General features: G+C 65.5%; 9 protein-coding genes. 7 read left to right on the top strand and 2 right to left on the bottom strand.

The genetic code is table 11. The features are described 5' to 3' along the window. The first annotated feature begins 23 nt into the window (after positions 1–23). The 6 genes from GC425_RS04795 to GC425_RS04770 all read left to right on the top strand — a co-directional run bounded on the left by GC425_RS04795 (position 24) and on the right by GC425_RS04770 (position 7,314). Positions 24–1,100 (top strand): o-succinylbenzoate synthase, encoded by a 1,077-nt coding sequence (locus GC425_RS04795; protein WP_151844239.1) that lies wholly within the window; start codon positions 24–26, stop codon positions 1,098–1,100. A 167-nt stretch (positions 1,101–1,267) separates the two neighbouring features. Continuing rightward, positions 1,268–3,004, top strand: coding sequence for a sodium:proton antiporter (locus tag GC425_RS04790; RefSeq protein ID WP_225723493.1), 1,737 nt, complete (start codon positions 1,268–1,270; stop codon positions 3,002–3,004). Positions 3,005–3,022: 18 nt separating this feature from the next. Then, on the top strand, positions 3,023–4,936 hold the full coding sequence (gene menD, locus GC425_RS04785) for a 2-succinyl-5-enolpyruvyl-6-hydroxy-3-cyclohexene-1-carboxylic-acid synthase (protein ID WP_231699655.1): 1,914 nt from the start codon (positions 3,023–3,025) through the stop codon (positions 4,934–4,936). After that, positions 4,933–5,409: a DUF3592 domain-containing protein gene (locus tag GC425_RS04780; RefSeq protein WP_187767898.1), complete on the top strand. Its 477-nt coding sequence runs from the start codon at positions 4,933–4,935 to the stop codon at positions 5,407–5,409. The genes menD and GC425_RS04780 overlap by 4 nt, the downstream gene beginning before the upstream one ends. A 5-nt stretch (positions 5,410–5,414) precedes the next feature. Beyond that, a complete protein-coding gene (locus GC425_RS04775; protein ID WP_257822249.1) occupies positions 5,415–6,611 on the top strand; it encodes a glycosyltransferase family 1 protein in 1,197 nt (398 codons plus the stop codon). Positions 6,612–6,621: 10 nt separating this feature from the next. After that, positions 6,622–7,314, top strand: coding sequence for a demethylmenaquinone methyltransferase (locus tag GC425_RS04770; protein ID WP_151843655.1), 693 nt, complete (start codon positions 6,622–6,624; stop codon positions 7,312–7,314). 240 nt (positions 7,315–7,554) lie between these two features. Here the strand turns inward: GC425_RS04770 and GC425_RS04765 are convergent, their stop codons facing one another. Then, positions 7,555–8,682: an ATP-binding protein gene (locus GC425_RS04765; RefSeq protein WP_151843656.1), complete on the bottom strand. Its 1,128-nt coding sequence runs from the start codon at positions 8,680–8,682 to the stop codon at positions 7,555–7,557. A gap of 290 nt (positions 8,683–8,972) precedes the next feature. Further along, the gene (locus GC425_RS04760; protein ID WP_374707628.1) at positions 8,973–10,472 is read right to left on the bottom strand and encodes a geranylgeranyl reductase family protein; all 1,500 of its coding nucleotides are present in this window, start codon (positions 10,470–10,472) and stop codon (positions 8,973–8,975) included. A 247-nt stretch (positions 10,473–10,719) separates the two neighbouring features. Between GC425_RS04760 and GC425_RS04755 the strand changes: the two genes are divergently transcribed. After that, positions 10,720–11,664: a polyprenyl synthetase family protein gene (locus tag GC425_RS04755; protein ID WP_231699721.1), complete on the top strand. Its 945-nt coding sequence runs from the start codon at positions 10,720–10,722 to the stop codon at positions 11,662–11,664. Positions 11,665–11,799 lie beyond the last annotated feature (135 nt).

The raw sequence follows: 11,799 nt of genomic DNA, 5'->3' as shown, positions 1-11,799 counted from the left end.
GTAGCGTGAGGGGCATGACTGGGATGACACTGGTGGATCTGGATGAGTTGAAGCGCCGCGCGCATGTGGTGGCGTTGCCGTTGCGGGTGCCGTTTCGCGGCGTGACGGTCCGCGAGGCGATGCTGTTTGAGGGGCCGGATGTGTGGACGGAGTGGGCGCCGTTTGTGGAATACGGGCCGCAGGAGGCGTCCCGGTGGTTGCGTTCCTCCTTATTTATCGACGCCCACGGTTTCTCATCCCCCGGAGTCCCCGTCGAAGTCAACGCTACAATCCCCGCGGTGGATGTGGCGCGCGACCCGGGAGCGGTGGGGCGTCTGATGGAACAGTATCCGGGGTGCACCACGGTGAAGGTGAAGGTGGCGGAGAAGGGCCAGGGGGTGGAGGATGATCTGGCGCGTGTGCGGGCGGTGCGCGCGTGGTTCGCGGAGAACTATGGTGGCGCGGCTGCGACGGATACTCCGAAGATTCGGATGGATGCGAATGGGGGGTGGTCTGTGGAGGATGCTCTGCGGGTGATTGAGGTGGTGGCTAAGGAGGGGGCGTGCGATTATGCGGAGCAGCCGTGCGCGACTGTGGAGGAGTTGGCCGCGGTGCGGATGGGGTTGATGCGCCGGGGCATTTTTGTGCGCGTGGCGGCGGATGAGTCGATCCGGAAGTCTGCGGATCCTTTGGCTGCGGTGCGCGAGGTGGTGGATGCGAACGCGTGTGATGTGGCGGTGGTGAAGGTGCCGCCGCTGGGTGGGGTGGATCGGTTGTTGGAGATCGCGGATGATGTGGCGCGGCGTGGGGTGGCGTTGACGGTGAGCTCGGCGTTGGACACCGCGGTGGGTGTGGGCGCCGGGTTGGAGGCCGCGGCGTGCTTGCGCCGGGAGATCGAGTGCGGTGACGACGAGGGCGTGGTGGTGCCCGCGCAGGCTGCGGGCTTGGCGACGGGGTCCTTGTTTGAGGTGGATGTGGCGCGCCGTCCGATTGTGGACGGGTGCATTGTGAGCGGCCCGGTGGTGCCGGATCGTGAGGTGTTGGAGCGGTGGACTGCGCCGGCGGAGCGGCGCGAGTGGTGGCTGCGGCGCCTCGAGGCGGCGTACCAGTACTTGCTCTGACGCGCGGTCTGCGCGCGGCCCTGCCCGTGCCACCCGTGCCACTCGCGCGCCCACACTGCTCGAGTGGCCTCTGCCACCCGCGCACCAACCTGCCCACGTTCCGCCCGGCCCCCTGGGTAAACTAGGGAGGAAAATTATTGGCGAGTGAATAATGTGGTGAGCTTCTGGTGGAGATTCTCATTGGTTTAATCATCATCGTTTTTGTGAGCATCATGATGGTGGCGTTCGGGGAGCGGCTGGGGTTGCCGTGGCCCACGTTGCTGACAGTGGTGATTGCCGGGGCGATTTTCCTGCCGGGTTTGCCCTCGATGACGATTCCGCCGGATCTGATGCTCCCCATTTTCTTGCCTCCGTTGCTGTGGGCGCTGGCGCGTAAAACCAGTTGGGCTGTGATTAAAACGCAGCTGACCACGGTGATTAGCCTGTCTGTGCTGCTGGTGATCGCTACGATCGCCGCGGTGACGGGCACGGTGTTGCTCATGTATCCCACGCTGGGGGTGGCTGCGGCGGTGGTGATTGGTGCGGCGTTGGCGCCGCCGGATCCGGTGGCCGTGGATGCTGTGGCGGAGACTACGGCGGTTCCGCGCCGGTTGACGTCGACATTGCAGATGGAGGGATTGTTTAACGACGCCGCCTCCATCGTCTCATTCCACGTCGCCCTGGCTGCGTTGTTGGCGGGGGAGGACCTTCACGTGGCGGAAGGGGTGCGCGACTTTGTGTTATCTGTGGTCCTGGCTGTGGTGATTGGTTTGATTGCGGGCTGGGGCGCGGCGAAGTTGTCGAACTGGATGGAGTCCACGACCGCCCGGACGGCGTTCACATGGATCGTTCCTTTTGCTGTGTACATTGCGGCGGAGGAGGCCCATGCGTCGGGGGTTATTGCGATTGTGATTGCGGCGGTGCAGATGAACTCCAAGTTGGACATCGGCGCGCAGGATCGTCTGTCGGGTTCGGCGTTTTGGGAGACGGTGGAGATGGTCTTCACCGGCTTGGCGTTCGGTCTGATCGGCTTGAGCGTGCGTGACGCGATAGACCAGGTGGGTACGGATCTGATCCATGCGGCGCTGGTGGGTCTGGTGATTTCCGTGGTGCTGTTTGCGGTGCGTTTTGTGTGGATGTTTGGCTTCTATTGGCTGAACCGGAACCGTTCCCGTCGCGATATTGCGCCGTTGCGTCTGCAGGAGGTGTTGATGCTGACGTGGGCGGGGATGCGCGGTTTGGTGAGCTTGGCGTTGGTGTTGTCCATTCCGTACGCGGCGTTGCCGAATGCGCATGAGCTGTCGATGATTGCGTTGGTGGTGTTGCTGTGCACGATGGTGATCCCGGGAATGACGCTGCCGTGGTTGCTGTCGAAGCTGGATTTGGCGTCCGGCCCGGATGCTGCGGGCGATGAGGCGCGGGAGGCGCTGATCTTGCGTGGGCATCGTGCGGCGTTGCGGGAGCTGTACCGCCATACCGATGATTTGCCGCCGCAATTGTTGGCGAATGTGGAGAACTGGCTGACCGAATCGACCGACGCCAGGGTGGACGCCCCAACAGCCATCGAAGCGTACAAGCGTGCCCGTGCGAAGAAGGCCTTGATCGCGGAGGGGAAGATCGTCGTGGATAGCGATGGTGTGCCGGTGGATGCGCGCTCGCAGCAGATGGTGGCGGATAAGGCCGGGACGGATGATGTGTCCGTGGAGGAGCATGTGGAGGTTCCGGTGGCGGATCTGATTGCGGAGCGGATGGCGTATGCATCGCAGATGCGGGAGCAGGCTAATGCGGTGCGGGTGAAGGCCCTGCGGGCTGCACAGCAGACGTTGTGGGAGGCGCGGCAGGAGCCGGGTAACGACCCGGCGATTGTGGATGAGGTGCTGCGCGATGTGGACCGGATGCTGCTGGCCGCGAAGCGGGGGAGTTAGTGAAGTAGATTAGTGGGTGTGACTGAGAAGCCAGATGTAGATGCCCCAGATGTCGATACCCCAGATGTTGCGGCCTCAGACGCTGAGGCCGTGGATGTCGAGGCCCTGGATGTTGAGGCCCAGGGCTCCGTTGTTGTTGGTGTGACTGTTGTTGATCAGCTGATTCGCGCCGGGGTGCGGGAGGCTGTGGTGTGTCCGGGCTCGCGGTCGGCGCCGTTGGCGTTGGCGTTCGCGGAGGCGGATCGGACTGGGCGTTTGCGGGTGCATGTGCGGACGGATGAGCGCACGGCGGCGTTTCTGGCGTTGGGTTTGGCGAAGGCGTCGGGGCGTGTGGTGCCGGTGGTGATGACGTCCGGTACGGCTGTGGCGAATTGTCTGCCTGCGATGGTGGAGGCGTCCATGGCGGGGGTGCCGTTGATGGTGCTGTCGGCTAATCGGCCGTTGGCGCTGGTGGGTACTGGTGCGAATCAGACGATTGAGCAGGCGGAGATTTTTGGCGTTCATGCTCGCACGACGCTGAGCACCCACGGCGCGAGCGTGCGCCGCGTGATCGATGAAGCAGTCGCGGCCGCGCTGAACCCGCTGAACCCCGGTGGCGTGCATGTGGACGTGCCGTTGGAGGAGCCGCTCGTGCCGGAGAGCACGGATGTGGTGAGCCTCCTGGCACGCGAGGCGGCCAGCGAGGCAGAGCCGGCAGGCGAAGTGGCGCGGGACGCGAGGGAGAATCCGCGCAGGAACAGGGCGCTTCCATATGGTGAGGTTGGCGTCGATCTATCGAAGCGCACCCTGGTCATCGCCGGCTCCAGCGCCGACGAAGCCTGGGCCCGCGCCATCAGCGACGAGCTCGCGGACGTCCCCACCATCGCTGAACCCACCGCCGCCGCGCCGGACTTCCCCGTGCACTCGGCAGCCATCGGCATGTTCACCGCCGGCGTGGTGGCCCACGGCGAGTACTCCGCGATGACGCGCCCCGAGCACATCATCCTCGTGGGCCGCCCCACCCTCCACCGCGCGGTCACCGTCTTGCTCAAGGACTCGGACATTCCGGTCACCGTCCTCACGGATGTGGAGAACTACCCGACGTTCGCCACGAACATTGTGCAGGTCGGCAGCCGTATCCGACTGGACAACGACTCTCCGCGCGCCTGGCTGGACGTGTGCCGCGGTGTGTCCGACATGGGCGCGGAAGCCGTCCGCCAGGCGCTCCGCCTCACGCGCGCCGCAGGTAGCACTGCGGGCGGCAAGGAAAGCGGCGCAGCGGCTAACGTGCCGGACAGCAGCGCGCCGTTTTCTGCCGCGCACGCCGTGGCGGTCGTCGCAGACAGCCTCTCCGTCGGAGACCTCCTGGTCCTCGGCGCCTCCACCGCCGTCCGGGACGCCTCCCGCGCCGGCCTCCCCTTCGACGGCGTCCGTACCCTCGCCAACCGCGGCGCCGCCGGCATCGACGGCACCATCTCCACCGCCATCGGCGCCGCGCTCGCCCACGCTGCCGCCGACCCCACGGCCATCCGCGCCCCACGCACCGTCGCGGTCATGGGCGACCTCACTTTCCTTCACGACGCCACCGCCCTCAACATCGGCCCCCACGAACCACGCCCCTCCAACATGCTGATCGTTGTCACCAACGACAACGGCGGCGGCATCTTCGAAACCCTCGAACCAGGCCGGGACGCCCTCCGAACCTTCGGCGACGGCACCCCCGCCTTCGAACGCGTCTTCGGCACCCCCACCGGCGCGAACATCGAAGACATCTGCCACGCTTTCTCTGCGGACTACCACCAGGCCACCTCCGTGGAAGACCTGGCACGGATCGTGGAAGAACACGAAGAGCTGGGCAACGAAGGCATCACGGTGGTGGAGGCTGTGGTGGATCGCGCTTGGCGTCGGACAATAGAACAACACATCGCAACCACAGTTAATCCGCAACGATGACACCACGACAAGAGATCGTCCTCCGGCGCATCAACCAGGTAGCCCTCGCCCTGAGCATCTTCGTGGTGCTCGTGTGCGGCGGGATGGTCGCGACCTCTGCCATGGACGACGCCCGCATCTCCTCCCAACGCGGCACCAGCATTGCCACGGTGCTGAACGTCGGCACGCTGCGCACCACCGTCCGCTTCCCAGACGCCGAAGGGAACTACCACCAGCCGGAAGTGGGCCTGAAATACCCCGTGGGGCTGGTGGAGGGGCAGCGCGTGCGGGTGGATTACCAGATCGGCGACCCGGAGAACGTGAAAGTGCAGGGCCGGTCCTGGACGCTGGCGTTCCTGCCGGCGGGGACGTCCATGGCGGCGCTGCTGGCGATTGTGCTGGGGCTGCGCTGGGCCGTCACCTGGAGTTTGCGAAAGTTTGCGTGGGGGTTAACCGGGAGGACGTCTGCCCGTGATGTGAAGGAGCCACACTAGAGGCCATGCGTGTGGCGATTGTTGCGGAGAGTTTCCTGCCCGAGGTCAATGGCGTGGTCAATTCCGTTCTGCGTGTGCTGGAGTACTGCCGCGCTCGGGGACACGACGCCACAGTGATCGCCCCCGCGGCCCGCGACGGGAAGCCGGAGGTGACGCACTATCAGGGTTTCCGGGTGGTGCGTGTGCCGGCGGTGAAGCTGCCGCTGATTAACTCTTTGCCCGTGGGGGTGCCGACGCCGACCCTTGTGCGCACCCTGCGCCGGTATAAGCCGGATGTGGTGCACTTGGCGTCTCCGTTTGTGGTGGGCGGGGCTGCTGCGCTGGTGGCGCGGGCTTTGGGGATTCCCGCGGTGGCGGTGTATCAGACGGATGTGGCGGGCTACACCAGCCGCTATCACTTGAGTGTGCTGGAGAATGCGTCCTGGCGGTGGATGCGCGTGTTTCATAATCGGTGTGCGATGACGTTGGCGCCGTCGTCGGCGTCCATTGCGGAGTTGTCGGCGCACGGGGTGGAGCGCGTGCGGCAGTGGGGGCGCGGTGTGGATACGCAGCGGTTTCATCCCGCGAAGCGCGGGCCGGCCGGTGAGACTGCACCTGGGGCGGACGGGGCGGTTGCTGTGCCGCAGCACGGAGCGGCGTGCGTGACCAGACGCACGATCCGGGTGGGCTTTATCGGCCGGCTGGCGGCGGAAAAGTCGGTGGAGCGTCTGGCGGTTCTGGTTGATCGCGGTGAGTTGGCAGCGCGTGCGGCGTCGGAGGGGTACGAGATCGAGCTCGTGATCGTAGGCGACGGCCCCGAGCGCGCCCGTCTTGAACAGCTCATGCCGGGCGCCGAGTTCACCGGCGCCCTCTACGGCGAGGAGCTGGCGCGGGCGTACGCGTCGTTGGACGTGTTCGTGCACACCGGCGAGTTGGAAACGTTTTGTCAGGCGATCCAGGAGGCTCATGCGTCCGGGGTGCCGACGATCGCTCCGGCCGCCGGCGGCCCGATCGACCTCATCGAGGACGGTCACAACGGATACCTGCTGGACGTGGACGGTTTTGAGCGCGCGCTGCCCGGCGCTGTGGAGGCTATCGCCGCGGATCTGGACGGTTTCAAGGCCCGTGCGTACCAGTCCGTTCAGGGCAAGACCTGGGAGAAAATCTGTGACCAGCTCCTGGGTTATTACGCCGAGGCGATGGTTATTATGCCGAGGCGATAAGATGGCACTCATGTCACGGGCAAGCCTAGAAAAGAAGCCCCACGAGGTGGCGTCCATGTTCGACGCCGTGGGAAAGAACTACGACCTCACCAACACCGTTTTGAGCTTCGGCCAGGACCGACTGTGGCGTAAACGAACCCGGCGACGCCTGGACTTGCACAAAGGCGACCTCGTGCTGGATCTCGCCGCGGGCACGGGCGTGTCCACGGAGGAGTTTTCTGAATCGGGCGCCTACTGCATTGCGTGCGATTTTTCTTTGGGGATGTTGCAGGCGGGTGCGCATCGTAATTTGCCGATGATCTGCGGCGATGGCACGAATTTGCCGTTTGAGGATAATACCTTCGACGCCGTTACCATCAACTACGGCCTGCGCAACATCGTGGACTTCCGTGCCGGGCTGCGGGAGATGGCGCGTGTGACGAAGCCGGGAGGCAAGTTGGCGGTGGCGGAGTTTTCTACTCCGGTGGTGCCGGTGTTTAAGACCATCTACAAGGAGTACTTGATGCGGGCTTTGCCTGAGGTCGCGAAGGTGGTGTCTTCTAACCCGGAGGCTTACATTTATCTGGCGGAGTCGATTCGCGCGTGGCCGGACCAGGAGGAGTTGGCTGCGGAGATTTCTGCGAACGGTTGGGAGAACGTGGGGTGGCAGAACCTCACGGGCGGTATCGTGGCGCTGCACAGCGCCACGAAACCGCTGGCCTAGCGCCTTCGCCGCGTAACCTCTCGTCGCGACCCCGCGCAGCATCCTGCCCGCGTCGAGCCCGCGCCCGCGTTCCGCGCGCTTGGCTGCTGGGCCGTCACACTCCAGCGCGCGTCGCAACTCATACCGCGCCGGGCCGCGCCTTCGCCGCGCTGCCGCCCGCGCCGCGCGTCGTGCTCGCCGCCCGCCCCGCGTTCCGCGCGCTTGGCTGCTGGGCCGTCACACTCCAGCGCGCGTCGCGCGCTAGGCGAGCGCGGCGAGCGGGACCACCCAGATCCCATCGCGCCGCTGGTAGAAGTGCTGTCCCGCGTGGACGATGATCCCTCCAGCGAACCTGTGCCCGAGAGTTTTGTGGAGCCAGTGAAGATGCTTGGCGTGTTCGTCTTTGATCACGGGAGAGATCTTCACCTCGATGCCGAGGACTCTCTTGTCAGGTCCTTCAACGATGATGTCGACTTCGTGGTCGCCTTTGTGCGTTCGGAGATGTGACACTCGAGCACCGAAAGTTTCGGCGGCCACTCGGGCCGTCAGCACAGCCAAAGACTCGAAAAGCTGGGAGAACAACTGAATCTGTTGCGGATCGCCGCTGATCAGTGAGTGTGGTCGTGCGCCGAGCAGGCGCGCGGCCAAAGCTGGATCGCACAAGTGATGCTTGGGAGCCTTGGCAGTTTTCGGGAACCCGGCGATGAGCGGGGTCCACGCAGGAAGCGGCTCCAGGATCATGAGCTGTTCAAGCAGGTTGCGGTACGCATCGGCGGTTGATCTCGACGGCTTGGTCGCGTCACCTGGGGTGGCGTAGTCCAAGATTTCGGTGTAGCTGGTGGTCTGTGATGTGGCTGCGGCGTAAGCCGTGAGCCATCTCAGGACGGCATGTGGGTTGCGCACTCTTAAGCCCTGCTCGGGAAACTCGTGGGTTGCTAGGCGTTCCATGTAGGAATCGAGCCTCGCGACACGCAAGGTTTCAGGGAGGTCCATGATGCCTGGTAGTCCCGAGCGGCATATTTCTGTGGCGTACCACTCCGGGGTCAGGCCCAGCACCTCAATAGTGTTTGTGGAATGACTAGCGGTTGCTTCGTCCACGGAGGGGGTGAAGAAGGATTCGATGCGCAGCGCTGGGGCTGGATCGAGACGTTCCTGCAGAGCAAAGGGTCGCATGCGGACAGCATCAATCCGGGCAGCGCCAGAGTGGATGGCGCTGCCCACCGGTGGAAAAGCGCTTCCGGTCAGTAAGTAGGAACCGGGGCGGGCGCCGTCGTCGACAGCGCGTCGGACCAGATCCCACGACGGAGTGTATCGCTGCCATTCGTCGATGAGCAGTGTGCCTTCGGCGTCGGTGATGTGGCCGGGATTAGCTTCCAGAAGTTGGGCCATGCCCGGTGTATCTAAGCGAATCTAAGAAGCTCACATAATGCCAGCTAAAAGTGCATTTTAGGAAGATGTACCCTTCTGAACTACGAAGATTTACCCTTCCGAACTAGGAAGATTTTCCCGGTTGAATCGGGAAAATCGTACCCGCCGCCCAGTGTGGGACATACTTGCGCGCGTGATCGTGGGCGCGTTCGTGTGGTTCGGCGTGGTGCGCTCGCGGGCTCGTGGCTGTTCGTGCTCGCCGGCGCGGTACGGCGTGGCTCGACGCCGCCCCCGCGCTCGCGCGGCGCGGGTTACGCGCGGCCGAACAACGGCCGAGCGTCCGCCGCCAGCACGCGGTCCATCCCGCGCGATAGCCGCCCCGCTCCCAGCCACAGGCGGCCGGCCACATCGCGATCCTCCGGCGTAACCAGGTTCCCCATCAACCGCGCGGCTGTGCCCATCACCGACTGCGCCCACGGGCCTCGCATCCCCACCGGCCCGATCGCCGCCAGCAGCCCCGGCATCGTCAGCACCATCGCCAACCGGCGCGCCAAAGAAAAAGCATCCCCGTATTCCTTCCTCAACAGCGCCGGCCATTGGTAGAGAAGTCCGTGGGGATTGCGCTGGGCGTCGGATAAAAGGGGGACCACGAGCCGCGCCGACTCCAACGCGTAATCAATCCCCTCGCCATTGAGTGGGTTCACGAGCGCGGCGGCGTCGCCGATGCACGCCCAGTTGCGGCCGGCCACGCGCGTCACCGCACCGCCCATCGGCAGCAACGCCGACTTCACGTTCTGCGGCTGCCCCTCAATCGACCACATCTCCCGCACGGATTCCGCGTACTCCAGCAGCAACTTTTTCGTGTTCACCCCGGCCGGGCGAGTGCTGGTCGCCAACGCGCCGCACCCCAAATTTGCCCTACCGACGCCGCCGCTCGCCCCACCCGGCTCACCCGCGCCGAGCGGGAACATCCACCCGTAGCCGGGTTGCGCCACACCGTCGGCGCTGCGCAGCTCCAGGTGTGAGTGAATCCACTCGTCGGTGCCCGCGGGTGTGCGCACGTATGACCGCGCCGCGACGCCGTGCACCAGCCCGCGCAGCCACTCCACGCCTAGCTGCCGGGCTACGCCGCTGCGCACGCCCTCCGCCAGCAGTAGCTGTCGGCAACGGATCCTGACCGGCTGGCCATCGCGCACGCCCTCGATCGCGCGCACAACCTCCGCGCCGGCGCTGCCTCCAGCGCCGGCCCTCGCAGCAGAACCCGCACGTGCAGCAGAACCCGCACGTGCACCGGCGCCGGCGCCCGCGCCGGTATCCGCACCCGTAGCCTTAATGCCGCCTTCGAACCGCGCCCCCGCGTCCACCGCAGCGCGCAGCAGCGCCGCATCCAACTCCACTCGGGCCACGGCGCTCCCGCGGGTCGGGAACGCCCCGTGCTCCGGCCACGGGGCCGTCACAGAACCCCCAAAACCATGCAGCTTCAAGCCGCGAATATGCGGACGGCCCTCCAGTAGCTCCCGCCCCGCCGGCCCGAACGCCTCCAACGCCGCCACCGCGCGCGGCGTGAGCCCATCACCACACGTCTTATCCCGCGGAGACGCCAACATATCCGCCATATCCACCACCAGCACATCCATCCCAGCCCGCGCCGCATGGAACGCCGCCGCGGACCCCGCCGGGCCCGCGCCGATAATCACAAGATCGGCAGAAAGCTCTCCACCCCGCGCCGGCTTAAGGGGGGAGGCTGCGGCGGGGGTGCGCTTCGGCGTCGGGGGAATAAAAGGGGCAGGATCGCGCAAGTCAGACATCATCCTCATTGTTCCACAAACGCCTAATGCCCAAGCAACGCGACGTCTAAGGTAATCTGGGACAAGTATTTCTGCCCGAATATGAAGGATGAGACAAGCTACCACCATGGCATCCCACTCGGCAAACACCGCTGCACCTGCCACGACGGCCGCCCCAGGCGCCGCCACGTCGGCCACATCCGCGCAGACCACCGCCATCCCCACGGCGCCGGCCGCCCCGGATTTGGGGTCCCCGGAGCTGAACGCGGCGATGACCGCCGGGCTGCAGAACGCCGAAACGGTGCTGCACCGCCAGCTGGCGCAGGGCGAGGACTTCCTGGTGGACAAGATCAGCCACCTGGCCGTGGCGGGCGGCAAGCGCTTCCGCGTGATGTTTGCGCTGCTGGCTGGCATGTATGGCCCGCGGTCGATGTCTGATGATGTGGTCAATGCGTCTGTTGTGGTGGAACTGACGCACCTGGCGACCCTCTACCACGATGACGTGATGGACGAAGCCGACCGACGCCGAGGCGCGGAATCCGCAAACGCTCGCTGGAATAACTCAGTGGCGATTTTGGCAGGCGATTACTTGTTTGCTGTGGCGTCCGACATGATGGCGGAGCTGGGGACCGGGACGGTGAAGCACTTCGCCGCCACGTTCCGGGAGCTGGTGACCGGACAGATGCGCGAGACGGTGGGCTGTGAACCCGGTGGCGACGAGATCGAGCACTACATGAGGGTGATCCAGGAGAAGACGGGTGTGCTGATTGCGTCCGCTGGGTACCTGGGGTCCATGCACGCGGGTGCGCCGGATGAGGTGCGCGATGCGCTGTTCCGTTTCGGCCGGCACATGGGTCAGGTGTTCCAGATTGTGGACGACATCATCGACATTTGGTCGGATCCGAAGGATTCGGGCAAGGTCCCAGGAACGGACCTCCGTGAGGGCGTGTGGACGCTGCCGGTGCTGTACGCGCTGCGGGAGGACGGTGCTGCGGGCGACCGGCTGCGGGAGATCCTGACGGGCCCTGTGACCGACGATGCCCTCGTGGACGAAGCGCTGTCCCTCATCCGCGCTTCGGAGGGGCGGGAGAAGGCTGAGGCGGACGTGGAGCGATACCGCCAGTTGGCGGAAGAGGAGCTGGATGCGTTGCCGGCTGGCGAGGTGACGGATGCGCTGCGCGCGCTGCTGACGCTGTCGCTGAAGCGCTTGGGTTAGCGCGGCGCGCGCTGCGGGTGCAGCGCCGGCCGCTGCGCGTGAGCGCCTGCGCGTCCGTGTGTGCTTCAGCCCTTGCGTGGAGCGAGCTGCCAACTGCGTGCTTGAGCGCGGCGTCAAAAAGCGCGCTCTGAGCTG

It is taken from the genome of Corynebacterium sp. zg254 (genome assembly GCF_024701495.1).
Lineage (GTDB): Bacteria > Actinomycetota > Actinomycetes > Mycobacteriales > Mycobacteriaceae > Corynebacterium > Corynebacterium zhongnanshanii.
The sequence above is the reverse complement of the archived record's forward strand: the minus strand, read 5'-3'. Positions and strand labels throughout refer to the sequence as shown.

Bases quoted from the DNA above. Each gene is read 5' to 3' on its own strand.
- GC425_RS04795 (WP_151844239.1), top strand. From the start codon at position 24: ATGACACTGGTGGATCTGGATGAGTTGAAGCGCCGCGCGCATGTGGTG.
- GC425_RS04780 (WP_187767898.1), top strand. From the start codon at position 4,933: ATGACACCACGACAAGAGATCGTCCTCCGGCGCATCAACCAGGTAGCC.
- GC425_RS04775 (WP_257822249.1), top strand. From the start codon at position 5,415: ATGCGTGTGGCGATTGTTGCGGAGAGTTTCCTGCCCGAGGTCAATGGC.
- GC425_RS04770 (WP_151843655.1), top strand. From the start codon at position 6,622: ATGTCACGGGCAAGCCTAGAAAAGAAGCCCCACGAGGTGGCGTCCATG.
- GC425_RS04765 (WP_151843656.1), bottom strand. From the start codon at position 8,682: ATGGCCCAACTTCTGGAAGCTAATCCCGGCCACATCACCGACGCCGAA.
- GC425_RS04760 (WP_374707628.1), bottom strand. From the start codon at position 10,472: ATGATGTCTGACTTGCGCGATCCTGCCCCTTTTATTCCCCCGACGCCG.
- GC425_RS04755 (WP_231699721.1), top strand. From the start codon at position 10,720: ATGACCGCCGGGCTGCAGAACGCCGAAACGGTGCTGCACCGCCAGCTG.